We start from the raw sequence: 25,413 nt of genomic DNA, 5'->3' as shown, positions 1-25,413 counted from the left end.
GCATCATACATTGTTGATTTTTGCCAAGTACTGTCTCAACGGGCGCAACAGTGCGTTACTACGGTTATTTTAAACCTCTTACATTCTACGTGCTGCCAATACACTGTTTTCTATCTCGGTTCTTTTGGCTTTATTATGCTGGGCAGTAAATACTCTGACCATGATACCAGCGGTCAAGAACATGATTAGCGTATAAATGGCTGGCGTCATCGACATCTTATAGTTAGCCAATAGCGTCAGTGCCATAAACATTGAAAGCGTACTGTTTTGTAGGCCGACTTCCATAGTAATCGAGCGTCTTTGTGCAGGATTTAGACCGAACCATTTACTGGTGTAATAACCAAGCGCCATCGTCGATACGTTCAATATCAATGCCACAGGGCCAGTAGCGATTAACGCTTCAACGATAATGTCTCGTTGCACATAACTTAAGAAAAGTACCAAGAAGCTCAAAAATATCACGCCAAAACGAGACACCATCACCTGTCCCTTGTCTGCAGCATTAGGGGCGTAGCGTTTGATCAACATACCAATACTGACGGGTAAGATAGTCAGAGCAATTAGGCTGATCATGGTCTTGACCACTGGCAGCTGGAACTCACTACCCGCACCCATAAAGTATACGAGCGAAAAACTAAGAACGATAGGAATGGTAAATACGGTAATGACACTGGCAATAGCGGTCATGGTGACCGAAAGTGCGACGTCACCTTTGGCTAAATAGGTAAATAGATTCGATGTCGTGCCACCAGGACACAGTACTAGCAACATAACCCCAACGGCATACTCTGGCTCGAGAGACATGGTGGTTGCCAAAGCAAAACCTACGAGCGGCAAAAATATTAGCTGATTGGTCAAGCCTATGGCGACTGCTTTAGGGTATTTGACGACTCTCTTAAAATCATTGGTAACTAAGGACAATCCCATCCCCATCATAATCAAAAAGATACTAATGGGAATGACTTTTGCATTTATAAACGTGACTAACTCAACACCTTCCATAACTACATCCTTGTAGATAGAGCCCTTACACGGGCAGGTTTATGACAATCTCGTCATGCTCAATCAGCCAATCCTGCTGATATCTTGGGTAAAAGCCACCGACGTTGTCAGCTCTTTATATGACACTTTTTCATACAGTCGTGTTTTTAAACCGACAATTTTTGATAAAACTGGTTACTACGAACCGAAATAATAACGGAACGGCAAAATTCAGTATATCGTTGTAAAAGTGTATGGTTTTGATTTTTCTGACTACTCGTCAGTCAATTATAGGTTTTTACACTTGATAAAAAAGTAGAAATGATTTAGGCGGGGATTTTATGATTTATAGCAGATGTAGAGTGAATATGGTTAATACTGATAACAGCTGTACCGTAGGCGATGGCTTCGACCATACTGCCTAATTGGTTGACATTGGTTACCTCAAGGCGTAACCCATAGATATGTGTGTAGCCTTTGGCTTTTGCCTCAGTCCGCATACGAACAATGGCTTCGCGGCGCGCACGATCTAGCAAAGTCTCATAGGTGGTTAAGTTTTTGCCAAAGACACTTAATACGCGAGCGATAATCATTTTGAAATAATCTTGAGCGATGACGACACTACCAAGTACCAGCTCGCCTTCACTACCCGCTGCTAACTTGGGACGGTATAGACGTTCGCTTGAGACAGTAATATCGCCCAATGCTTGCTCTGCTACTGTTAACTGTGCCAAATGCTGACGCTCATGACGCGATCCGAAGAACCAGCCAGCCGCGAATAAGAAGACAAACGGCCCATAGTTGATGAGCACTTGCGTGAGTGAATCATTCATAGCACGTTTCTCATCGTAAAAAGCATCGGTGCTTTTAGCATTATAGGATTCGGTATTGTAGTTTTTAGTATTGTAGCTTTCAGTATTATAGGACTAACCAAAAGGGTTGAAACGCGGTAAGTCATCAGGTGCGACTTGGGTCTGAGTACTCAAATTTTGACTAGAATGGTTGTAACCATCGCTTGGTGGGTTTTGATATTGCTCCTGTGATATCGGCGCGACCTTGACCGCCGTACCATAGACAAACAGCTCTGAGGCACCTTGGGCGATACTAGAAGTCGAAAAACGCAGACCGACCACCGCATCGGCACCTAACGCCTCTGCTTTGACAATCATGCGATCGATTGCTTCTTGACGTGACTCTTCTAATAGCTCGGTATAGGCCGTCAGCTCACCGCCAACGATGTTTTTTAACCCAGCAAACAAGTCTTTACCGACGTGCTTTGAACGCACGGTACTACCGTACACCACGTCTAGGCGCTCGGTAATTTGATAGTTAGGTAAGTGTTCAAGGTTAGAGAGTTGCACAGTCATAGGATGACCTTATCGGTGACTTATAAAACGTATAGTAAATCAAGACGCTGCGATACAGCATAGACAAGACAAAAACAGCACTGCTAGCAGCGCTGTTTCTTAATATTATTAATCGTTGGTATGAAACAACAAAAACAATTCAGTCAAATTGCCTTCGATGCTATTGGCCATCTGTACCATTTTATCTTCGTCTTTACGCATCTCAGACAGCTCTGGATCTTCATCATCGATACCGCTTAGTACGATCATTGGCAAAGTCAATACCGCGACGTCTTCTGCCGTTTCTTGATCTTCAAACCAGTCGCTTGCTTCATCACCATACATGGCATCGACGAAACCGATTGACCAAGCAACGATGTCTGACTCGTCAGAGAAATCAACCGCCACTTCTTCGTTGCCAGCATCTTCACCAAATGGTAATTCAATAGGCGTCTCGTTTTTTAGCTCAGCCATAATCGAATCACGCCAGCGTTTTATGCCGTCGATGACGTTGTCTGGAATCTCACTCACGTGACCTTCAAAGAGGGCATCCATCCAGTTAGGCAATGGACGACCGATGACTGTCGCCGTCAAAAAACCATGCGCTGCGACACTATCTAGCACGAACTGGCTTTCTTGATTGTCCAAATAGTCTAGTAATTCATCAAAACTTAGTTGGTTACTCATAATTTGGTTTTCCTTAGCAGATAGATGTCATCAATCGCAGTGGGCGATCGGTTAAATAAAAGAGGACGAGTACTTATTTTAAGACTAAAGGCTGCTTAGTTAATCAAACTCAAGCAACCTCCATCAGGTAGGTATTATCGAGATGAACTGGTTGCGAGCAACCCTAGAAAATTAGAAAAGTAACAAATAGCAGGCAACCAATTCGACTGGCTAAATAATTTTAGTCATTAAAATAGCCACTGCTGTCAAAGTAGCCACTAAAGCACTTTAGTCCACTGAAACGACTGATGCTGACAAATTAAAAATCGTCATCATCCCAATCATCGCCGTCTTCATCGAAGTTGTCTATGTCGTCTAGATCGTCTTTTAACTCTTTAGCCAAACGCTTTTCTTCTAGCAAATTATCGATTAGCCGACGTTTTTCAAGACTACTTAAACGTGTGCGTACGCTCGTCTCAGCTTCTTCAACCATCTTTGCATCATCATCGTCGACAAAATCATCATCAAAATCGTCGTCAATATCAGCGTCACTCATGACAAACTCCTATCATTTTTAGGCAAGGGTATTAAGAATACATCAATATATATATGCCTTATAAAGTCTCTATTGAATGTTGTCAATCCTTTTTCGCAATATGGTACATTTCAACTCTACGATTAAGATAGTCCAGTAGGCTATATAACAGACAATTGTAATATAAATGACCAAATACAGTCGGCATTAAATGTGTAGCTCATCCTCATCTTCAATCATAAGAACTGCGTTGCGCACATCGGCCAAACGCTGAATCAATGAGTCGTTAGCCCCATCAAATATCGCACACTCGCGCTCATAGACAGTGGTTGGACGCATGATGTTATGTACTTGTACATGATTGCTTATTTGCTTGAGGCCGGCATTTGGCAATAGTATTAATAGCTGCTCTTTTTTGCCGATACTCTGGAGCAGGTGAGTCATTGGCTCTGACTGCGCGTCATCACTCACGCCTGCTTTCGCTGGCAAAGCAAAACGCGACAGCTCAATATGCTTATCATGGATAATTTTGTTGAGCATTAAATATAGCTTGGCAAGCATTACGCCTGCGAGTGCCACTTTTGCATGGCTATTATCAGCCTTTAGTACCACACTTGCGCCATTATCTTCGAAGTGCGCTTCATTCATCGCGCTCACGCCCAGTAGCAATGGTTGTCTTAGTAGCTCAGTCACGGCTTGATTGAGCAGCTGGGTGCAGAGTGCTAGATAAGGCAGACGCTGCGCAGGTGCAAGGCGTTCAAGCATATTGAACTCATCATGGAATACGACTTGGACTTTGACGCTATCAACAGACCGGGTGGCAGATAGCTTAGACGTATGACTGGTAACTTGAGAAGCAACACTATCTGTATCCGCTATCTCGCTTTCGCTACCTTCACTCGCACTCGCTAGATTGTCAGTATCGCTACCTGTCTCTTGGTTTTGCTGAGTTCTAAGATACTCGTTCACTTCATTATGTACATTAAACTTGCGTGCATTAGTCACTTCGTCATCTGCTGCGTTTGCCGTATTATCAATCGCCACTTGACTGTCTGCTAAATGAGGCGCTGACTGACCCGTTGACTGGCGCTCAAGTTCACGGTCGTAGCCGCGTTGATCGACTGGTCTATATTGGTCGCGATACAGCTCTTGGATATCTCGACTTAATGCATTGATTTGCTCTTTGGTCGGACGAGCGAGGTAACCGTAAATCAACCAAAGCAGTAAATGCAGCAGCATGGTGCCGATGACAAACGGCCATTGCATGGCTATAATCTCGCCTTTGCTGACGTCTTTTAGGGTCAGTGCAACGCTACCGATGACTGCATCGCCATTGGTGGCGATTTGACGAATAGTGTCACCCTGTTGCATCGGCGCGTTGCCTACTGGCACTAAGATATCGTCGTTGTTGTCCTTAATCAGTATCCGTGTGACGTCTTGCTCGCTGGTATAGCGATTGGCAATAACGCTTAAACTCACACGGTCTTTATTTTCTAAAGACAACCTTGCTTCTTCAATCAGCTGGGCGACCATCTGCTCGCCTTTTAACGCACGACTATTGCTCAACTGTTGGTCAGTACTAATGACCAATAACAGCGTCTGCAAACAAAAACTAACCAGAAGAATAATGGCAAACAACCCTTGCCGCGGCGCTAAATACGTCATGATATGTTAAACTTTTTTGGAGAGAAGAAATTAAAAAACGAAGCTATTGCTCATTTTTTGGCTAATTTTTAAACAATTGTGACGCGCGCCAATGGTAGTGCGCACATAGTGATAAAGCAGTACTGCTTATTAATGACTATCAACACCATCAATATTGTTGCCAGCTTCGCTATCTTTTGCGAAGGCATCGTTAAGAAGAAAGCATCGTTGATAAACAGCCAGCTTATCTCATCTACTATATCACCATAATAAGCCTTATAGCGTGAGCGCTTTATAAATTTATCATAATAAATTTATTGCATTTTCTATGACTTCTTACGCCATAAAATCTGTTTTTTAGCATCATTGTTACTTTGCGCGTCATCTATAGGCGCTGCCCAGTAAAACTGTTATTATTCCTAATCTTATATGAGCATACAAGGGACAATTGAGCCATGCCAAAAAATACATCTTATTCGTTACCAAAAGACAGCAAAGCATGGCAACAAGCCGTTGATTCTATTGCGGCATTATTACCCGAAAATACCAATTTGCAAGACTTTGATGCGCTACAGTCGCTACCTGTTTTTGCGCTCATCGTAGTACTGCCGACTCAGGTATCTGCATTGGATATTCATCAGTACGTTCAGTCGTGGGTCGATGAACAGCCAAGTTGGCATCTAGTGACCGTTGCCGAAGATACTGACGCTAGCTTCGTCAATATCATGGTATCTGATACAGAGCCTACAGCTGCAGACGCACAGCGCCTACCCTTTACCCATACTCAAGTCTACCGTTATCTGCTAGTACCAGTCACTGACACGCTGATGCACCCTGGCAAAAAAACCGCAGCCGCTCACATCATTGATGATCAACTGACCGCTCGCCTGCGTCGTGACCTAACTGAAGAATATAACAATACACGCAGTGCAGATAGCACAGGCAACATAAACGTCGTGGACTGTCATATCCTGTCTGTCGGTCATATGCTGCGGACACACAAGCTTGCCTGCTTTGATATGGACTCGACCTTGATCGAGCAAGAAGTCATCGTAGAGCTGGCAAAAACGGCTGGTATTGGCGAAGAAGTTGAAGCCATCACTGAAGCAGCAATGCGCGGTGAAATTGACTTTGATGAATCATTTGCTCAGCGTGTGGCCTTGCTAAAAGGCACTTCTACTGATGTGCTGGATGATATCTGTAGTCGCCTAACATTATCGACTGGTGCGCGCACAACGATTAGTGCGCTAAAAGCACTGGGTTATCATACGGTGCTGGTCTCGGGCGGCTTCACTTATTTTGCCCGTTATATCGCTGAGCAGTTGGGTATCGATGAAGTGCATGCCAACGCTCTAGATATCGAGGAAGGTGAAGTCACTGGTCATGTACAGTGGCCTATTGTCAATGGTGCCAAAAAAGCCGCTATCGTTGAGCATACCGCTGAGCGCTTAGGCATTGAGATGTCACAAGTGGTCTGTGTCGGTGATGGGGCCAATGACTTACCGATGATGGCACTGGCTGATCTGGGTGTGGCCTATCATGCCAAACCAATCGTTCAAGCACGTGCTGATGCCGCTATCAACGTGACAGGGCTTGAAGGTACTCTGTACGCTCTTGGCTATCCTGCACTGGCGCCTACTGAGTAATTGCAGAACGCCTTATGCCATTCAATAAGCTAGGTTAATGTTTTGTCATTAATCTGGCTTTTATGCTTTAGGGCGTGGCTTAGACAAGAAAAATAGCGTAGATAGTATCGGTATATTAACTAGCTATTTGACGATGTTTGACCATTTTTAGTCCAGTTAAATGACTATTAAGTGAATGGAAGACACGCCCTAGTACGTTACAATAATTAATAAAATCTGCTATTCATACTGATGTTTAGCTAACGCCTGTTTTAGTTATTACTCATTTTTAGATGCTACTTATTTTTAGCTAATGCTTACTTTCAGATGACACTTATTTTTAAATGATAAAGGAATGCCCATGACGGCACCACAATCTCCACGGCCAACTCAGCCGTCAGCGCCAACGCCACTAGAACAAGATACGGCACCTGTACATACAGATAGCCCAAAGCAGCTGGTAGGTATCTATATCAGAGGTATGGCCATGGGCGCAGCTGATATCGTACCTGGCGTCTCTGGCGGCACTATTGCGCTGATTGCAGGGATTTACGAGCGCTTGATTAACGCGCTTGGTAGTATCGGCCCCAATCTTTGGACGATATTTCGTCAGGAAGGTGGCATCAAAGGATTCGCGGCGATTTGGCGACAAGTAGACGCGACGTTTCTATTGTGTTTGCTACTGGGTATTGCCACTAGCTTTGCAACCTTAGCCGGTATCATTAAGCATTTATTGGACAACCAACCATTGTTTATTTGGTCGTTCTTTTTTGGATTGGTCGTCGCAACGGTATTTATCTTACTTAGTGAAATTAAGCGCTGGAATATAGGACGTGTCGCACTGTTCGCGACTGGGCTTATTGCCGCCATAGTCATCAGTAGTATGCCGTTGCTTACGACCACGCCTAGCTTACCGTATTTGTTTTTTGCAGGGGCAATTGCTATTTGTGCCATGATCCTACCAGGGATATCAGGGTCGTTTATTTTGCTTTTGTTAGGTGCTTACGACGCGGTATTAGAAGCGGTCGATACGATGAATCTGAGTGCCATTTTCACAGTCATTGCGGGTATGGCGACTGGGCTATTGTTATTCACGCGCGCACTTAAGTGGCTACTGTCGCATTATTACCAAGCTACTTTGGCATTGCTGACAGGCTTTATCGCAGGCTCTCTAATAAAAGTATGGCCATGGAAAGTAGATGCGCTAGGCTCGCTCAACACTGAAGCTGTTCATAATGTCATGCCGTGGCAATACCCTACTGGCGCACAGTGGTCAACGACAGTAGGACTTATGCTACTCAGTGCCATCTTAGTTTCGTTATTATCTTGGTGGGGTAATCGTACCAATCGAGTCTAAGTATTTAGCAAACTGTCAATCCTGCTTTCTAGTTTGGCCTAGTTTGCTAGCTAATAAACGTCGTCCTAGACTAGAAAAACCATTTGCGTATTCCTCAAAATAAGCGCCATTCCTCACGGCGCTTAGCCTAACATCTAGCCATCAAATATCGCAAAACAAGCCAAAAAACCAAACGTCAACGGTTGTCGCAAAGTCGCCTGCACCCTCTTCAGCTTTACTCAATAACCTCTCATAATAGTCTTATTGGAATTCACCTTATGAATAGCGAGATGAATGATGTTAATGACTATATTTTCTTTTATCGGTGTAGAGGCATGGAGCGGCTCGGCATGGCTTGGTTATGGACTGCTAGCCAGTTTAGTAGTGGTGCTTGCCGTATCGTCATATCGTTGGCTACTGCTATATCTGTTTGGCGGTATGGCCTACTGGTTCACCGTTGAGTTGATTCAAAATATATTAGCCGGTCGCCCTATGTTGATGGAGCTATCATCATGGCATCGCTATATTATCGCTATGGGTATCAGTTGGTTACCGTTGGCAGCCTGGGTACTGTATCGGGCATTACGCTATGATGATGTGAGTCAGACAGTTAGTCAGCAACGTGAGCTAGAAGCTGCACGCTATATCGAACACACTCCTGTCTACGATGATAACTATCAGCCACGTTTTCGTTAAAACTATCCTATTTATACTTCTGTTTGTCTATATCAATACCTTACTTACGTCAGTGACATCGAATGTTACAAGATACTTAACGCTCTCTACTTAACTCCTAAAGAGTTGACACCTTATGATAGTTTATAATCCAGTTATATATTTGTCATAAAAACTGGTATAAAGTACGCTTTATTTTTATGCCTCATTTCTTTAGGAGTTCTGCTATGTTTACTGTTCCTGTATTAGATATCAAATCTGATCCATTAGATGCTTTATTGGCTGTCGTCGGCTATCGTTTGTCTATGTTAGCTGATAGCGATAACGAAGACGTCAAAGCGTTATTCGCTGATCGCCAAGTTACGATTGAGTTTGCTAGTACTGAGTCTGATATCGCCCGTTCTTTTAGCTTTGATAATGGACAGTTTAGTCAACAAAGCGGTCATGCAAAAGAAGCCGATTTGACCATCACTTTTAAAGATTCTATGACTGGTGTTAGACTGCTAACCAAAGGTAGCTTGCCTGCCTTTATGACTGCTGTACAAGAAGGTAACTTGAGCATCGAAGGCGACTATAGCCTAATGATGTGGTTCAACAAACTTGCCAAGCATATCGTTCCAGCTATCCCAGAAGAATGCAAACCATATATCCAAAAAGCCAAACCTTACGCTTATAAAGCACAGAAATTTGCTGAGCATTGGGTTGGTATTGCTAAGCACAAACTTGGTAAATAAAAAGAATGGTGCACTGAGCGGTAGTCATTGGTAGAATGGATAATATAGAACTAAATAGCCAAACGTATAGTTACTATTTATGTGCGCTACTGTGACAATTATACATACTGTCTAGCAGTGTTCTGATTTTCTAAAAAGGTTGCGGTATACTATACGGCAACCTTTTTTGTTACCTTATAAATGACAATAGATAAAAACATTGGTTTTATTTAATAACATTTAATTCTTATAAAAGGACTTACCTTATGGCAGGATTGCTTAGCATCTCCGAACCTGACGCCACCCAGCCAACTGATCTAGCCACTCAGCCAGATGCGACCAACAGTAATTTTTTGGCCAGTCTAGCCACAGACGCGACTCAAACTGATAATAAAGTAGCTACGACATATAGCCGTGAAGAAATCGCGCAACTGTTTGACTTACCTTTAATGGACTTGCTGTTACAAGCACAAACTATCCATAGAAAGCATTTTACTGCTAATGAAGTACAGATCAGCACGCTACTCTCTATCAAAACGGGCAACTGCCCTGAAGATTGCGGCTACTGCTCACAGTCAGGCCATCATCGCGACACTACCAAACTACAAGCAGAAAAGCGCATAGAAGTTGACAAAGTCATCGCTGCGGCCAAACGCGCCAAAAATAGTGGCTCATCGCGCTTCTGCATGGGTGCCGCATGGAAACATCCAAGTGCCAAAGACATGCCTTATGTAGTTGAGCTAATCAAAGAAGTAAAAGCATTGGGACTTGAAACTTGCATGACACTGGGTATGCTCGATACCAATCAAGCAACACAGTTGGCCGATGCAGGATTGGATTACTACAACCATAACCTAGATACTTCGCGTAGCTACTATGAGCAAGTCGTTAGCACGCGTAGCTATGATGAGCGTTTAGATACAATAGAAAACGTGCGTAACTCTGGCATCAACGTCTGTAGTGGTAATATCGTTGGTATGGGCGAAAGCCGTGATGACCGCATCGATTGGGTACTTGAGCTGCTAAAAATGCCAAAAGCGCCTGAATCAATTCCCGTTAATTTGCTAGTACCTATTGCAGGTACACCGATTGGTGACAAAGTATTGGCCGAAGGTCAGCTGTCTGTACTTGAGTGGATTCGCACTATTGCTGTCGCCCGTATTTGCTGCCCGACTAGCTACGTGCGTCTATCTGCTGGCCGCGAAAGTCTGTCAGATTCTGAGCAAGCCTTGGCATTTATGGCAGGTGCTAACTCATTCTTTTATGGTGACAAGCTTCTTACTACTGGCAACTCAAGTCAGTCAGGCGATGACAGACTCATGCGTGAGCTTGGCCTCACTAAACAGTTTGCCGCACCAAGAGCACCTAAAGTATTGCCTGTCATGGATGCGATGAATGGACATCAAACACAAGTAGTATTGGCAGATTAAGTTAAAGCCCTCGCTAAAAAATACAAGCTAAGCAAGAGAAACTATGATGGCAGATTATTTTAACTGGATTAAAGCGGCACACATTATCTCGATGGTCTGCTGGTTTGCGGCGATATTTTATTTGCCGCGCCTGTTTGTTTATCATGCGATGAGCGACGATAGCATCAGTCATGAGCGCTTTGCCATTATGGAGCGCAAGCTATATCGTGGCATCATGACCCCATCGATGATAGCGACATGGATCTTTGGTCTATGGATGTTGGGACTGGGCTGGGATGTGTACAAAACCCAAGGTTGGCTACATGTTAAATTGCTCTTAGTCGTGCTGCTATCAGGCTATCATGGCGCTTGCGGCTTTTATCGTAAAAAGCTGATCGATAATCCACATTATAAAACGCATAAATTCTGGCGCTGGTTTAATGAAGTGCCTGTCTTCGCCTTAGTTATTATCGTGATTCTAGTCGTGGTAAAACCGTTTTAGGTTCAGAAAAACCATCTAACCTGCAAAAAAGCGTCCGTAACTTCAATGAGTTGCGGACGCTTTTTTATTCAATTATAGAACATGTTGTCAAACTGGAGATATCGAACACTAAACACTAGGGCGCATAATTTGATAAACATTACTTAAATCGTAAACGCGATAACGAGCTGGTTCACGGCGATTTTCGCCAGCATAGCTCAGTATCAATGCTTGCTTGGCATGCTCATCGACCCAACCGACAAACAGGCCGCTATGCTCGACGCCATTGTAGCCATGGTTAATATAATAGAGCCAGTCGCCTGCTTCAATCTCGCTGCTACTAGCATAGGGCCCTTGCGCATAAGTGCCTTTGTGTATGGTATTACGCAATACCCCTGCCCGATTAAATACAGCATTTAAATAGTCCCAGCAGCCACCTTGAATAATCGTGCGCTCGTTAAGTGCCATTTTGCGTGCGGTACTGACCACCTCACGTGCTGCCATACTACTCTGCGTCTCGGCATTGCTTAATAGCGGTAGATACTCGCTATCGACATTGTCATAGTTGCCTGACAAAAACGCCGGTAAAACCGTAGGTGCTGAACGCTGTACCTCAGGATAACGATAGGACGTATTCGTCGTTGGTTGAATAGATTTTTGGGCGATAAGCATACTCATACTATCTGCATGAGCTTGTCCTACCATGCCGCAGGTAAATAGTAAAAAACCGCACGACGTGGTGACTGACGGTATAGACAAACGCAGCATGACTAACTCCTTGTCAATAGATCTCAATGACAGTATCAATAATAAGAAGGATAAATTTTATAATCCTACTTATAAACCATTTGCGCACAAATCTGCAAGCACTATTCGCCTGCGACAGATGATAGACGGTATAAATATACTGATAGATGACAATATTGGGAAGACGCGCGTCGAGTGAGATTTAAAGTGATATTTGAGTTAGAGGTTTGGATAACACGAAGACAATAACTACGCTTTGGTAAAGTATGAAATTAAGAAAAGATACTAATTACTCTTCATTTTAATATTTACATGACGTTTCGTTAGCGCTTGCCCTTCTAAGATAGCTTTCGCAGCTTTTGCTTCTTGAGCACTCTCGAAACCAGTAATATGATATTTGCGAACGTCACTGCTATCGACAATCTGTAATTGCTCGCCAATCAGCGTTATCTTATCACCATCCGTTAAATGAATATGCTCACGCTTACCTAGATTGTCATGGACCAGCTCGCCAGCCCTTACCCACAATGTGCCACTGCTAATCATACCGCTCATGGCTTTTTTATGCTGTTGGCGCTTTTTATTAAAAATGAAGCTACCAATGATAAGCAGGGCAAGCGCACCGATGGCTAGACGCTCAGGCAATAGGCTCATCGCCATGGCGACTGCGACGGCCCCGACCAATAATGCAGAACCAAACCAAAACATGCCATTATCAGCAGCATTTGATTGCCCTTGTAAGGTGATTTTGGCGCCATCATCAGTCAGCTTTAGCATGTGTTGTTACCTATTACGTAATGTACGAATATTTTCTATTAAAAAACTGCCTATTAGCAGCTAACAGGCAGTTATTGAGACCAAAAACAAAGACAGTGTGTTGTAACTAAGCGCTAGTCTACCAACCAAGCGCCGTCTGTTGCATTTTAATCAATTCAGCGATGCCTTTTTCAGCTAATGACAGCATAGCATCTGCTTGAGCACGAGTGAATGGCTTTTCTTCAGCAGTACCTTGCAGCTCAATGTACTCGCCTTTTTGGGTCATCACAACGTTCAAGTCGGTATCGCAGCTAGAGTCTTCTTCGTAGTTCAGATCAAGATACGCTTCGCCATCTTTCATACCAACAGAAACCGCAGCAACCAGTCCGATTAGCGGATCTGCTTTGAGTTTCTTGGCCTTTTGGATACTCTCTAGCGCATCGATAAGCGCAATTGCAGCACCAGTGATACTAGCCGTACGAGTACCACCATCCGCTTGCAACACATCGCAATCAAGATAGATGGTGTTTTCACCAAGTTTACTCAGATCAATCATGGCACGCAAGCTACGACCGATCAAACGCTGAATCTCTTGCGTACGACCTGACTGTTTACCTCGAGCCGCTTCACGCTGATTACGAGTGTTGGTCGCACGTGGCAACATACCATACTCGGCTGTGATCCAACCTTTGCCTTTACCCTTGAGCCAGCGCGGCACACCAGATTCTACACTGGCAGTACATAGTACTTTGGTATCGCCAAAACTTACCAATACTGACCCTTCAGCATGCTTCGTATAATGGCGCTCAAAGCTGATCGAGCGAAGTTGGTCAAGCTCACGATTGTCAATACGCATAAAAATTCCTAGTACAATGTTATAAAAGCAGTGTCATAAAAATACCTATCAGTCGTTAGCAAACACATTGATGGGTATGTAGTCGACTAAAATCTTAAGATATCCTAACGTGACAACGGCGCAATAGCAAGATTCACACCTGCCATTACGCCACCGTTATCAATAGAATGTCAGATATAAACTATTCTAACCCTTCCATCTTACGCAATTCCTTACGTAGGATTTTGCCAACGTTCGACTTTGGTAATTCGTCAACGAACTGTATATGACGTGGGCGCTTATAGCCAGTCAGTTGTTTTTTGCCATATTCTAGTAGCTCTTTTTCAGTCACGTCGCCTTTTTTGACCACAAACAGTTTTGGCTCTTCGCCGCGATCATCGTTTGGTACACCAATAGCACCGCATTCTACGACTGCTGGATGCTCACTCATTGCCTCTTCGATTTCGTTTGGATAGACGTTGAAACCAGATACCAAAATCATGTCTTTTTTGCGATCAACAATTTTGATAAAGCCTTTTTCGTCCATGATTCCAATATCGCCAGTTTTTAAGTAACCGCTAGCCGTAAAGGATTCAGCAGTTTCTTTCGGACGATTCTGATAACCAATCATGACCTGTGGACCTTTTACACAGATTTCACCTCGATCGCCCATGGCTACTATATTTTCGTCATCATCAATGAGCACAATATCCGTACTAGGCGCAGGAATACCGATTTTTCCAGTAAATTCCGCAATGGTCATCGGATTGAAAGCCACCACGGGTGAGGTCTCAGATAGGCCGTAACCTTCAACGATAGGCAGGCCAGTGATTTTATGCCACTCTTTGGCTACGCTAGGTAATACTGACATACCGCCGCCGATAGACGCTTTTAGATTAGAAAAATCCAAATCAGCAAAGTTATCTTTGTGTACTAAGCCATTAAACAAGGTATTCACAGCAGGAATAAACGCTGGCTTGTACTTGGCCATCTCTTTGATAAGCCCATCAAGATCGCGCGGATTCGGAATGAGTAGCGAGGCATAACCTTGGTACATACTACACATACCGCAGACCATAAATGAGAATACGTGATATAGCGGCAGTGCAGTCAAAATCACATCTCTACCATCTATATCATCATCAAATGCACTGTTCATTAGCGCGCTGACCTGTAGCATGTTGGCGACTAGATTGCCGTGAGACAGCATCGCCCCTTTCGCTACTCCTGTCGTACCACCGGTATATTGCAGTAGGGCCACATCGCTTAAGTTCAACTCAGGGCGCTGGTACTTACTGGCTGATTCAGCATTTAAGGCATGCTTGAAGCTCACACTATTCGGTATGCTATAAGCAGGAATCATCTTTTTAACATGACGAGCCACGAGGTTGACCACAGCTCCTTTAATCGTACCTAGCATATCACCAATGGTACACACCACTACGTGCTCTACCTGACCTTTATCTTCGGCATCTTGATACGTTTTGGCAAAGTTTTCAACGATAAATAGCGCTTTCGCACCACTATCATGCAGCTGATGTGATAGCTCACGGCTGGTGTATAGAGGATTTACATTGACCAACACCATCCCTGCGCGAATGATACCCAAAGCGACCACTGGATACTGCAAGACGTTGGGCATCATTACCCCAACTTTATCGCCTGCGACCAGTCCTATTGACTGCAAATAGCTAGCAATCTGTCGGCTATATAGATCTAATTGCTTAAAAGTAATCGATGAGCCCATGCAGATATAGGCAGGTTTTTGGCCATAACGGCTAAAATTACGCTCGAACACATCCAGTAAAGAGGTATTGTCTTCTGGCATCTCGATAGTAGCATCGATGCTATAGCGCTCATAAGCGCTCAGCCACGGACTATCACTGTCGATGGTCGGCATAGTAGGAAACGCGTTGCTTTGATAAACGTCGTTAGTAGTATTGGCTTTATCGTCAGTTGCAGCGCTATTATCTGTCGTTTTTTTATTAATATTATCCGTCATAATTTTCCCTAAATGTTACTGTTAAAAACATTGAATATGCTAATGGAAACACCATTTTTTATGATTGTCGCTGACAGCAGAAGCTTATGAATAAGAAATAGATAAGTATGATCGGGTTTGTCATTCATAAGCTTTGCAAATTAAAGTGTGTTACTGGGTCTATGATAAATAATACTACCACTCAGCACGACCAAGTCGAAAACGATATTTACCACCATGATTTCGCCTGTTGTTTTGAGCAAAACCAGTACGATTTTTTGGACAAAAACAAAAATACGTCGATGGGCACTATAGCAGTTTTAATAGATATTCTCTATTAATAGTGGCTGTCATCCGCAAATGTCAAAAGCGATAAAGACAAAAAAAAGCGATAAAGACAAAAAAATGATAAGACAGCATGGTTGCAGCCTTATCATTTTTGGTTACTACTTTAGTTACTACAGTATCTAATCGAGCGACACTTTCACATGTGTCTTTGGTTAATACACACATCTATCAAACAACTATCTAGGTGCGTGTATCAGCAAATTAACCGTGGTTTTTTTCTTCGAGTACGCGTAAGTCTTTATGTAAGATTTTGCCGACGTTTGATTTTGGCAACTCATCGATAAACTCAACATGGCGCGGACGTTTATAGCCTGTGAGATTCTCTACCGCATAATCCAATACTTCTTGCTTGGTCAAGCTTGTATCGTTACGGACAACAAAAATCTTTGGTATCTCGCCGCTCTTTTCATCTTCGATACCGATAACGCCGCACTCCAAGATTTTTGGATGACCAGACATGACTTCTTCGACTTCGTTTGGATAGACATTAAAGCCTGAAACCAAGATCATGTTCTTTTTGCGATCAACAATAGTGACATAGCCGTCTTCGTCCATAATACCGATATCACCAGTTAAAAAATAACCATCTGGCGTCATCACTTCATTGGTCGCATCTTCGCGCTGCCAGTAACCTTTCATCACCTGTGGACCACGAACCCCAATCTCACCGCGCGCGCCGATCTCGACTTCATTGCCTTCTTCATCGATGATAGCAATTTCAGTACCTGGCATGGGAACGCCGATGGTGCCACTAAACTCTGTGCTGCTCAGCGGATTGGCAGTAGCCACGGGTGACGTCTCAGACAAGCCATAACCTTGTAGGATAATGTTGCCCGTGATTTCGCGCCATTTCTCAGCGGTAGCGCTCACAACTGCCATACCGCCGCCCATCGACATCTGCAACTTGCTATGATCCATGGCTTTAAACTCTTCGTTGTTAGCCAGTGCATTGAACAAGGTGTTGACCGCTGGGAAGAAGGCGGGTGGATTGCCTTTATATGCTTTCATTAAGCTATCAAGGTCGCGAGGGTTTGGCACTAGTAAGCAGACGCAGCCACGATAGATCCCAAACATACCGCAAACGGTAAACGAGAAAATATGGTATAGCGGCAGGGCGGTCAGAATAACAGCCTGCTCGCCTTTGGCATCGAACTCATCAAAAGCACTACCTAAGAAGGTGTTGCTCTGTACTAAGTTGGCAATGAGGTTTTTGTGCGTGAGCATCGCGCCTTTAGCCACGCCTGTTGTACCACCTGTGTATTGTAGGACAGCAACATCATTGAGCATAATGTCATTAGGACGCTTGTATTTACGCGCAGGACTTTTTTTCAGCATGTTCTTAAAGCTGATGCTTTTAGCGATACTATAATCAGGTACCATCTTTTTGACATGGCGTACGACAGTATTGACCATAAAGCCTTTGAGCGTACCCATCATGTCGCCCATACCAGTGATGACGACATTATCAACCACATCACGGCCGATATCTTGATAAGTTTTAGCGAAGTTTTCGACCATGATTAGTGCTTTGGCATCAGAATCTGTAAGTTGATGCTCAAGCTCTTTGGTGGTGTATAAAGGGTTGACGTTGACCAGGGTCAAACCTGCACGCAAGACACCAATGACAGATACTGGCAGTTGCAAAATGTTTGGCATCATGACTGCGACTTTATCGCCTTTGGTCAAGCCAAGCGACTGCAAATAAACAGCGACTTGCTTGCTTTGCTCATCAACTTCTTTAAAAGTAATACTAGCGCCCATACAGACATAAGCGGTCTTACTGCCATATTTAGCAAAACTTTGCTCAAAGATATCAATAAGCGAAGTGTTATCAGCTGGCATATCGATATCATAAGTCATGCCAAGCTTTTCATAGGTTTTTAGCCAAACTTTATCGTCACGACGGGTTAAGTTTCCTTGATTTTCCATAATCTTTTCTCTCCTAGTAATAATACATTACCGTCAACCCACGCCAATCACAGTGTGATAAATATACAAAACGTCAGAGTCTTGCCTATCGTTATGATAAAAAGCAAGGCTGCGATATATTTGTATAGTGCTGAGCGAACAATATAGCGGTAAATAACCCTTTGTTCATTAACATACACACTTTATACATAGTACTCAATACAAAAGATTGCTACACCAGTTCTCAAATAGGCTTGACGCTCAATATCCCTATAAATATCAACATATTAGATTAAAAATATCAGTCAAGCTATTAGAAAATATGACCCTTAACTTCTGCTTCATAATGACCATCCCGACACGATATCTGTTCACTATTGGCTATTTTTTAGCGCACTCGCCAGCTCAGTTAACGTCACAAAGTTGCGACGAGTACCATCAGTATCGCTACTTGGTCTATCTGCGATACTACTTTTGGCAAGCTTAGTGCTATCATTGTACTGCCAGTCATTAATATAATCGCTTTGAGTCAAGCGTTGACCGAATCCTGCTACTGCCATCGCAAACTGAGTATCGATACTGGCTTTGTTTAAAGCGTGGCTAGCTTTATTAATCGGTTGGCTAATCAGTTTGGAGCTACCACCTGTCGGTTCTTTATAACGAATTTTTAGATAGCCAAGCTCATTATAGTTCTTTTTATTATTCGAACTAGTACTAGCATTGCTGTCAGCATAACGGCGATCGCTATATAACCCTTTTTGTCCTTTTGGAGTTACCTCAAACAAAGCGATAACTGCCTTACCTGCCCCAAGCTCACCTGCATCAACTTTGTCATTATTGAAGTCTTCTTCAGCCAGTACGCGATTTTCATAACCAATCAAGCGCCACTCACTCACCATATCAGGATTAAACTCAACTTGGACTTTTACGTCTTTAGCGACGGTGTTAAATGTCGCAGCTAACTCATCCCCAAAGACTTTTTTTGCTTCAGTTAAGCTGTCAATATAGCTGTAATTTCCATTGCCGTTGTCCGCCATCTGTTCCATCATGTGATCATTCAGATTACCACGACCGAAGCCAACGGTAGACAAAGAGATACCGCGATCGCGATTGGCTTTGACCAAATCCAGCATCTCATCGACATCACTAATACCAACGTTAAAATCGCCATCCGTTAACATCATGATTCGATTGATACCGTTCTTTTTTAGTCCTTGTTCAGCTTGCCTGTAGGCCAATTTCAGAGCGTCTTCTCCATTGGTTGAGCCTGAGGCATTCAACTCCTCGATAGCAGCCAATATTTTTGCTTTTTGGTCACCACTGGTCGCAGGCAACGCCACACTAGTACTACCTGAATAGGTCACAATACTGATGCTGTCTTGGGCGCGCATTTGCTCCGTCAACAGCTTAAGCGACGACTGAACCAATGGCAGCTTATCGCGTGACGACATAGAGCCTGAGACATCTACTAAAAATACGAGATTGGCAGGTGGCATAGATTGCTTATCCGTTTTTTGCGACCAGCTACTATCAACGGCTTTGATACCGACTTTGACGATTTTGTTATCCTGATCTGCTCTATCCCAAGGCGAGTCCACTACCTCATTTGATACAACAAATGGGGCACTACCTAAGCGTTTGCCATCATCAAATTGATAATTAAAATAATTAATCAATTCCTCTACCCGTACGGCATCAACAGGTGGTAGTTGACCCTCGTTTAAATAGCGGCGCACATTGGCGTAGCTGCCCGTATCGGTATCGATAGACAAGGTTGATACCGCCATATCCGTAGTTCGATGTACAGGATTGGCTGCGTTTTTCTGATAGTTGTCTTTTGCCTCTGGCGTGACTATGATGCTCGGTAATGGGCGTACGATACCTGTCTGCGCCGCAGAACGTATCATCATCTGTTGGCTGATGACTGAGGGCTTAACACTGGGTGACGCCATGATAGACTCTGACACCACTGCTGCATCTTGATTGACTGTGCTGCTTGTCTCGGCTGGTAGCGTTTTGCTCATTTGTGAAGGGCTACAGGCTGTCAATCCTAGACTGGTTATAGCAGTAATCAATAGTACATTTCTAGTAGAGTTTTTCCCTAGGTGCTTACTTTCGTTTTTTAGCATTGTAGAGGCAGAAACTTGAGATAAAGGGTCACATGACATAACAGAAATTCCTTATTGTAAGATAATTCAGTAGCGACTTGTCCGTGTCAATATATGGTTAATGCTATCTAAATAGGCAAAGCAGCCGTCTTATTTAGTCTATTAACTGTCATACTTTCAGTTATTAGTTTTGCATTAGAACTATTTTGAACCTACTGTTTTTGGATTGATGATAGACAAAATATCTTAAATAAAAAGGATTCAACCTTAAGACATCTATTAACCATATAAAAAACAAATATTAGATTTACTATACTTAACTTGATCTATAAAAGCTATGAATCACCACACTATAAAAGACCCTTATAAGCGCTTGTTTTAAGCACGTCACGAGATGTCGTATATTCTGATATACGTCTTTTTAATTGGTGCAATATCCTTTACGATAGCACTATCCTATTTGTATGCTTGAACCAATTATCTATACCTATTAAAACTGATAAGTGAATCCTATTTTATGTCTGATGTTATTGATCATACGATCGCCCCAATTATTCCCAATGAGCCGATGGACACTCGTTCAGTCGCAGAGTTCACTGAACAAGCCTATCTCAACTATGCCATGTACGTCATCATGGATCGGGCGCTGCCAAATATCGCTGACGGTCTAAAACCTGTCCAACGTCGCATCGTCTATGCCATGAGCGAACTTGGGCTAAAGTCATCTGCTAAGGCCAAGAAATCCGCCCGTACGGTCGGTGACGTATTGGGTAAATACCATCCGCATGGTGATATCGCTTGTTACGAGGCAATGGTACTGATGGCTCAGCCGTTTAGTTATCGCTATCCGCTTATCACTGGTCAAGGTAACTGGGGTAGCCCAGATGATCCGAAATCCTTTGCGGCGATGCGTTATACCGAAGCTAAAATGTCAGCTTATGCCAATACTTTGCTCGCAGAACTCGGACAAGGCACGGTCGATTGGCAAGATAACTTCGATGGCACGATGCAAGAACCAACGACCCTACCTGCCCGCCTGCCTAATATTTTATTAAACGGTACGACAGGTATCGCGGTTGGTATGGCAACAGATATTCCACCGCATAATCTTAATGAAGTGGTACGTGCGGCTATTCGATTGCTTAAAAACCCAGAGCTATCGGTTAAGCAGCTTACCCAATCGATACCTGCACCTGACCTACCGACACCAGCGGAAATCATCACTAGCAAAAAAGATTTGCAAGCGATGTACGAAACTGGACGTGGCAGTTATAAGATGCGTGCCACCTTTCATGTTGACCCTAAAGAAAAAAACCTCGTCATCATTGATGCGCTTCCTTACCAAGTTTCAGGCAACAAAATCCAAGAGCAAATAGCTAAGCTTATGACCGATAAAAAGCTGCCTTGGGTGACGGATATTCATGATGAATCAGATCACGAAAATGCCTGCCGTATCGTCCTTGAGTTGCGCTCAACGCGAGTCGATGTCGATCGTGTCATGAGTCACCTGTTTGCCAGTACTGACCTAGAAAGCAATTACCGCGTCAATATGAATATGATTGGCTTAAATGGTAAGCCGCAGGTGAAAAACTTAAAGGAAGTCTTGGAAGAATGGTTAATCTGTCGCCGCTCGGTGGTCACGCGACGCTTGCAATATCGCCTAGATAAAATCGATAAACGCTTACATATCTTGGCGGGCTTACTGATTGCTTATCTGAATATTGATGAAGTGATTCGCATCATTCGTGAAGAGGATGATCCAAAAGCGACCTTGATGCAGGATTATGACCTGACTGACATTCAAGCCAATGCTATCTTGGATATTCGTTTGCGTCAGTTGGCAAAATTAGAAGAGATTGAGCTGCGCCGCGAGCAAGATGAACTTGCTGCCGAACGTGCCATCATTCAAGAATACTTAGACAATCCAGACAGTCTAACCAATCTGATGATCGATGAGCTTACTGCCGATATGAAAGAACATGGCAATGAGCGTGTATCACCATTGGCAGAACGCGAAGAAGCACAAGCACTGAAAGAGTCAGATCTCGTACCGAGTGAGCCGGTCACTGCCATCTTATCAAAGGCAGGTTGGATTCGTGCCGCCAAGGGCCATGATGTCGATGCTGCTGGTATGAGTTACCGCTCAGGTGACAGCTATCAAGCGCACGTGCGCGGCAAATCAAACGAAAGGATTTACGTACTCGACAGTACGGGACGCAGCTATAGTATCGATGCGCATAATTTAGCATCTGCACGTGGTCAAGGCGATCCATTGACTAGCGTATTAAAGCCGCCAGCAGGCGCTAGCTTTGAGCAGCTACTAACGGGTGATAACGATCAACGCATTATCCTTGCCAGCTCGGCAGGTTATGGTTTTATCAATACCATTGGTAATCTCGATAGCAACCAAAAAGCTGGTAAAAACGTCATTAACCTAGCAACTGATAGTCGCTTGCTCCCTGTTGCACGTATCGACGTACCAGTAGAGACGGCTGCTAATACAGAAGGTGAAAATAGCAATGTGCGTGTGACACCTGATCATGTTGCCGTTGCGACCAATGCAGGATATCTACTGATATTTGCTCTTGATGATTTGCCTGAACAAGCTCGCGGTAAAGGGAACAAACTTATTAAACTGAAAGATGGCGAAGAGGTACTTGCTATCACACCACTTAGTCAGCAAGACAGCCTTGTCATTACTGCTGGCAAACGCCATGTGACACTCAAGCCAAATGATTTGGCTAACTATACGGGTGTTCGCGGTAATCGTGGTGGGCAGTTGCCAAGAGGCTTTCAGAATGTGACGAGTGTTGAGATTGGGTAACGCTTTTGGGATTTAGAAAGTTAAGCTGAACAATCAGCCTGCGCTAGACTTATCAGCAAGCTTAAAAAGGGTAGTGATTTATGAAAATAGGACGTAATGAGAAGTGTTGGTGCGGTTCAGGAAAGAAATTCAAACATTGTCATCTTGGACGTGAGAATGATTCTCCTGTGAATAAAGGCGAAGCTATTACTCATAGTCAAAATAACGCTTCTCGAAAGTGTTGTTATGTCTCTTCTGATTTAAAGCATGAGTGCAGTAAAAAAATTATCAATGCTCATACCGTCTCAAAAAGTAGCAGCCTAAAAGAAATTGCAGATGAAAGCGGTCATGTTTTAGGATTAAAAATAAACTTAGCGAATATTATAAAAAATAAAGGAAAGCTAGTTCCAGAAAAAATAGGAATTAATCAAGCTTCTACCTTTAAAGGGTTCTGTTCAAAACATGACAAGTCTCTTTTTTCTTGTATTGAAGATAGAGAGTTTGTTGGAGATGACGAGCAGTGCTTAGCCCTAATGTATCGCTCAGTAGCGAAGGAGCTTTATGCTAAAGAAGGTGGACTTAACAACTCCGAGTTTGCTAAAAATGGTGATAAGGGTAAGCATTTATTAGGTCAACTATCTATTCAAAATTTTGTTGCAGATCAACAGAAAGGGATCAATACTGCTCTCTCAGAATTATCGGAGCTTAAATCTGAACTTGATGATCAGCTCTTAGGAAAATCAGTTGGCAATTTAAGCCATCTTATTATTGATTCAACAGCACCTATGCCTGTCGCTGTTTCTTCAGTTGTTGCCCCTATGAATGACTTTGATGGAAATTTAATCCAAGATTTAGGTGACTTAAATATTGTTGCTGATCACTTAGTGTTTAATTCGTTTTCTAGTGACGGTAAAGGGTATGTAATTTTCAGTTGGTCAAAAGACTCTGCCAAAGTGTTAAGTTTTATCAGCTCACTACTAGCTTTAGAAGATAACAAAATTTTTAGTGCGCTAATAAGGTTCTTTTTTGGAGTTGCTGAAAATACATTTATTTCACCTGTATGGTGGGACAGTTTATCGGACGAACAAAAAGATAAAATAAATGGCCTTATCATGTCAGGGGTAAGACCGTTCGAACCTAATAACGATAACTTACTAGTTGATGATGGTGTCAATTTTTCGGGGTGGGAGATTGGTAATATTAGGAAAATAAATTTTTAATAACACCTTTTACTGAATAAAAAAGCCGCCTATACACACGTATAGTCAGCTTTTTTACGCCAATCAGAATAGAGAAATCATCTAAGACTTATTAGATTCGCTATCCGCAAAGATAGTTTTCAGGAAGCTTGTAATCTGAGTGCTTTTCATTAGATACGGATTAAAGTCAGCACCTGCCGAGAAGCTTTTTAGGGTATATGCTTCATCTTCTGCACTTGATGTTAAATATTTTATTAAAAACCCATCCCACCTACGTTCTTCTATTTCCTCAATCTCACTGATGTGGGGTACTAGGTAAGAGTACTCACTGATTAATTTTACTAGTATTTCATTGATAAGAGGTCTTGGACCTTCAATATTTTGAATAAAGTAATTGTCATTCACGACAAGCGCTGAGGTTACACCACTTTTTTCATTTTTCCTTCGCCATTGCTCAAGCAGACGAGCCAACCCTATGCCATTATTACTGTCACTATTTCTGCCAATATACGTTAGGCTGAGAGTAATATGCTCACCATGTCTTTTTCTATTTTCTAAAGGTTGGTTGGTAGTGATATGCATAAGAAACCTTATTTATAAAAAAATTATCTAAATCAAAAGATACTTTATAGACGGCTTTTTTACGCCAATTAAAATAGATGACTCTTATGATATGTAAAGGCTACTCATCTAAAACCTATCGGATTCAGCACCTTCAAATATCGCTGTTAGAAAATTTTCAATCTGAGTACTTTTCATTAGGTAAGGATTGAAATCAAACCCTGCTGAGAAACTTTTTAAGGCATACTCCTCATCTTCGGCACTTTCCGTCAGGTGCTTGGTTGGTCGTTATATACATAAGAAAATCCATTTATATAATAGGTATATAAATTAATATACACTTTATCATAAAGTATAATCAATAAAACTCTTGGGAATTGATCAGCTTCTTATCATCCATACCTTAAAATAATATGACAAAAACAGGTATCACCAAGGCGTTTTTATTAGTTAAGTCCTGCAAGAGTCAGGTATGACTAGTCACTTATGAACATCCGCCAATATTTTATCCAGTTGCTAAGAAAACATCCTGTACCGATACTGCTAACTTACTTTCAACAAAAAGCCGCCTATACAAACGTATGGACGGCTTTTCTATTCTAGATAGGACAAGTAACTACTAATTACTTTAAGAGGCAAATGCTTAAAAACTAAATGCCACTCATTTAAAATTAATTAGATTAGACCTCTTGCAAAAGTCATAATTTAAGCTCGGAATTAATGATACCAGCAAACAGCTTCATTCTAAGATCATAG

At 42.8% G+C, this 25,413-nt stretch carries 21 protein-coding genes; 8 read left to right on the top strand and 13 right to left on the bottom strand.

Translation table 11 applies throughout. The features are described from left to right. Positions 1–78: 78 nt before the first annotated feature. The 6 genes from I3249_RS07175 to I3249_RS07150 form a co-directional block, all read right to left on the bottom strand. Positions 79–1,002: a bile acid:sodium symporter family protein gene (locus I3249_RS07175; RefSeq protein WP_179799341.1), complete on the bottom strand. Its 924-nt coding sequence runs from the start codon at positions 1,000–1,002 to the stop codon at positions 79–81. A gap of 305 nt (positions 1,003–1,307) precedes the next feature. After that, positions 1,308–1,814, bottom strand: a complete 507-nt coding sequence (locus I3249_RS07170) for a heavy metal-binding domain-containing protein (protein ID WP_102090473.1) — start codon at positions 1,812–1,814, stop codon at positions 1,308–1,310. Between the two features lie 93 nt (positions 1,815–1,907). Then, positions 1,908–2,348 carry a YbjQ family protein gene (locus tag I3249_RS07165; protein WP_227673332.1) on the bottom strand — a complete coding sequence of 147 codons (441 nt, stop codon included), beginning with the start codon at positions 2,346–2,348 and terminating at the stop codon, positions 1,908–1,910. Positions 2,349–2,456: 108 nt separating this feature from the next. After that, positions 2,457–3,014: a UPF0149 family protein gene (locus I3249_RS07160; protein WP_101206057.1), complete on the bottom strand. Its 558-nt coding sequence runs from the start codon at positions 3,012–3,014 to the stop codon at positions 2,457–2,459. A 298-nt stretch (positions 3,015–3,312) separates the two neighbouring features. Beyond that, a complete protein-coding gene (locus I3249_RS07155) occupies positions 3,313–3,549 on the bottom strand; it encodes a hypothetical protein (RefSeq protein WP_057761656.1) in 237 nt (78 codons plus the stop codon). 186 nt (positions 3,550–3,735) lie between these two features. After that, positions 3,736–5,193, bottom strand: coding sequence for a hypothetical protein (locus I3249_RS07150; protein ID WP_238069292.1), 1,458 nt, complete (start codon positions 5,191–5,193; stop codon positions 3,736–3,738). 434 nt (positions 5,194–5,627) lie between these two features. Here I3249_RS07150 and serB point away from each other — a divergent pair, with 434 nt between their 5' ends. The 6 genes from serB to hemJ all read left to right on the top strand — a co-directional run bounded on the left by serB (position 5,628) and on the right by hemJ (position 11,432). After that, complete coding sequence (gene serB, locus I3249_RS07145) at positions 5,628–6,818, top strand: phosphoserine phosphatase SerB (RefSeq protein WP_238069291.1); 1,191 nt, start codon at positions 5,628–5,630, stop codon at positions 6,816–6,818. A 340-nt stretch (positions 6,819–7,158) separates the two neighbouring features. Then, a complete protein-coding gene (locus I3249_RS07140; protein WP_238069290.1) occupies positions 7,159–8,154 on the top strand; it encodes a DUF368 domain-containing protein in 996 nt (331 codons plus the stop codon). A gap of 282 nt (positions 8,155–8,436) precedes the next feature. Further along, a complete protein-coding gene (gene aciT, locus I3249_RS07135; RefSeq protein WP_238069288.1) occupies positions 8,437–8,829 on the top strand; it encodes an AciT family ciprofloxacin tolerance protein in 393 nt (130 codons plus the stop codon). A gap of 206 nt (positions 8,830–9,035) precedes the next feature. Continuing rightward, on the top strand, positions 9,036–9,542 hold the full coding sequence (locus I3249_RS07130) for an SCP2 sterol-binding domain-containing protein (RefSeq protein ID WP_102090478.1): 507 nt from the start codon (positions 9,036–9,038) through the stop codon (positions 9,540–9,542). A 245-nt stretch (positions 9,543–9,787) separates the two neighbouring features. Next, the gene (gene bioB, locus I3249_RS07125) at positions 9,788–10,951 is read left to right on the top strand and encodes a biotin synthase BioB (protein ID WP_269137225.1); all 1,164 of its coding nucleotides are present in this window, start codon (positions 9,788–9,790) and stop codon (positions 10,949–10,951) included. A 46-nt stretch (positions 10,952–10,997) separates the two neighbouring features. After that, the gene (hemJ, locus tag I3249_RS07120) at positions 10,998–11,432 is read left to right on the top strand and encodes a protoporphyrinogen oxidase HemJ (protein WP_057762639.1); all 435 of its coding nucleotides are present in this window, start codon (positions 10,998–11,000) and stop codon (positions 11,430–11,432) included. Positions 11,433–11,540: 108 nt separating this feature from the next. On the opposite strand, the gene I3249_RS07115 is transcribed toward hemJ, so the two are convergent. The 6 genes from I3249_RS07115 to I3249_RS07090 all read right to left on the bottom strand — a co-directional run bounded on the left by I3249_RS07115 (position 11,541) and on the right by I3249_RS07090 (position 20,154). Continuing rightward, positions 11,541–12,179, bottom strand: coding sequence for a hypothetical protein (locus tag I3249_RS07115; protein WP_238069286.1), 639 nt, complete (start codon positions 12,177–12,179; stop codon positions 11,541–11,543). Between the two features lie 264 nt (positions 12,180–12,443). Then, positions 12,444–12,935: a hypothetical protein gene (locus tag I3249_RS07110; protein ID WP_101206065.1), complete on the bottom strand. Its 492-nt coding sequence runs from the start codon at positions 12,933–12,935 to the stop codon at positions 12,444–12,446. A 118-nt stretch (positions 12,936–13,053) separates the two neighbouring features. Then, positions 13,054–13,770, bottom strand: a complete 717-nt coding sequence (gene rph / locus I3249_RS07105; RefSeq protein WP_057761673.1) for a ribonuclease PH — start codon at positions 13,768–13,770, stop codon at positions 13,054–13,056. A 181-nt stretch (positions 13,771–13,951) separates the two neighbouring features. Continuing rightward, entirely contained in the window at positions 13,952–15,751 is a 1,800-nt protein-coding gene (locus I3249_RS07100; RefSeq protein WP_160023500.1) for an AMP-binding protein, read from the bottom strand. Positions 15,752–16,279: 528 nt separating this feature from the next. After that, entirely contained in the window at positions 16,280–18,007 is a 1,728-nt protein-coding gene (locus I3249_RS07095; protein WP_160023498.1) for an AMP-binding protein, read from the bottom strand. Positions 18,008–18,360: 353 nt separating this feature from the next. Next, entirely contained in the window at positions 18,361–20,154 is a 1,794-nt protein-coding gene (locus tag I3249_RS07090) for a von Willebrand factor type A domain-containing protein (RefSeq protein WP_238069284.1), read from the bottom strand. A gap of 457 nt (positions 20,155–20,611) precedes the next feature. Here I3249_RS07090 and parC point away from each other — a divergent pair, with 457 nt between their 5' ends. Together parC and I3249_RS07080 are read left to right on the top strand one after the other, a co-directional pair. Then, entirely contained in the window at positions 20,612–22,918 is a 2,307-nt protein-coding gene (gene parC, locus I3249_RS07085) for a DNA topoisomerase IV subunit A (RefSeq protein WP_238069282.1), read from the top strand. Between the two features lie 80 nt (positions 22,919–22,998). Next, positions 22,999–24,117, top strand: coding sequence for an SEC-C metal-binding domain-containing protein (locus I3249_RS07080; protein ID WP_238069281.1), 1,119 nt, complete (start codon positions 22,999–23,001; stop codon positions 24,115–24,117). 81 nt (positions 24,118–24,198) lie between these two features. On the opposite strand, the gene I3249_RS07075 is transcribed toward I3249_RS07080, so the two are convergent. Then, entirely contained in the window at positions 24,199–24,678 is a 480-nt protein-coding gene (locus I3249_RS07075; protein WP_238069280.1) for a BLUF domain-containing protein, read from the bottom strand. Positions 24,679–25,413 lie beyond the last annotated feature (735 nt).

The sequence above is a fragment of the Psychrobacter sp. Ps1 genome (assembly GCF_022129425.1).
Lineage (GTDB): Bacteria > Pseudomonadota > Gammaproteobacteria > Pseudomonadales > Moraxellaceae > Psychrobacter.
Note: the sequence above shows the minus strand (reverse complement) of the source record. Positions and strands in the feature narration are given on the sequence as shown.

Coding starts and splice junctions, on each gene's coding strand:
- aciT (WP_238069288.1), top strand. CDS start 8,437: ATGACTATATTTTCTTTTATCGGTGTAGAGGCATGGAGCGGCTCGGCA.
- hemJ (WP_057762639.1), top strand. CDS start 10,998: ATGGCAGATTATTTTAACTGGATTAAAGCGGCACACATTATCTCGATG.
- I3249_RS07075 (WP_238069280.1), bottom strand. CDS start 24,678: ATGCATATCACTACCAACCAACCTTTAGAAAATAGAAAAAGACATGGT.
- bioB (WP_269137225.1), top strand. CDS start 9,788: ATGGCAGGATTGCTTAGCATCTCCGAACCTGACGCCACCCAGCCAACT.
- I3249_RS07115 (WP_238069286.1), bottom strand. CDS start 12,179: ATGCTGCGTTTGTCTATACCGTCAGTCACCACGTCGTGCGGTTTTTTA.
- I3249_RS07090 (WP_238069284.1), bottom strand. CDS start 20,154: ATGTCATGTGACCCTTTATCTCAAGTTTCTGCCTCTACAATGCTAAAA.
- I3249_RS07110 (WP_101206065.1), bottom strand. CDS start 12,935: ATGCTAAAGCTGACTGATGATGGCGCCAAAATCACCTTACAAGGGCAA.
- rph (WP_057761673.1), bottom strand. CDS start 13,770: ATGCGTATTGACAATCGTGAGCTTGACCAACTTCGCTCGATCAGCTTT.
- I3249_RS07165 (WP_227673332.1), bottom strand. CDS start 2,348: ATGACTGTGCAACTCTCTAACCTTGAACACTTACCTAACTATCAAATT.
- I3249_RS07140 (WP_238069290.1), top strand. CDS start 7,159: ATGACGGCACCACAATCTCCACGGCCAACTCAGCCGTCAGCGCCAACG.
- parC (WP_238069282.1), top strand. CDS start 20,612: ATGTCTGATGTTATTGATCATACGATCGCCCCAATTATTCCCAATGAG.
- I3249_RS07080 (WP_238069281.1), top strand. CDS start 22,999: ATGAAAATAGGACGTAATGAGAAGTGTTGGTGCGGTTCAGGAAAGAAA.
- serB (WP_238069291.1), top strand. CDS start 5,628: ATGCCAAAAAATACATCTTATTCGTTACCAAAAGACAGCAAAGCATGG.
- I3249_RS07160 (WP_101206057.1), bottom strand. CDS start 3,014: ATGAGTAACCAACTAAGTTTTGATGAATTACTAGACTATTTGGACAAT.
- I3249_RS07095 (WP_160023498.1), bottom strand. CDS start 18,007: ATGGAAAATCAAGGAAACTTAACCCGTCGTGACGATAAAGTTTGGCTA.
- I3249_RS07100 (WP_160023500.1), bottom strand. CDS start 15,751: ATGACGGATAATATTAATAAAAAAACGACAGATAATAGCGCTGCAACT.
- I3249_RS07130 (WP_102090478.1), top strand. CDS start 9,036: ATGTTTACTGTTCCTGTATTAGATATCAAATCTGATCCATTAGATGCT.
- I3249_RS07150 (WP_238069292.1), bottom strand. CDS start 5,193: ATGACGTATTTAGCGCCGCGGCAAGGGTTGTTTGCCATTATTCTTCTG.
- I3249_RS07155 (WP_057761656.1), bottom strand. CDS start 3,549: ATGAGTGACGCTGATATTGACGACGATTTTGATGATGATTTTGTCGAC.
- I3249_RS07175 (WP_179799341.1), bottom strand. CDS start 1,002: ATGGAAGGTGTTGAGTTAGTCACGTTTATAAATGCAAAAGTCATTCCC.
- I3249_RS07170 (WP_102090473.1), bottom strand. CDS start 1,814: ATGAATGATTCACTCACGCAAGTGCTCATCAACTATGGGCCGTTTGTC.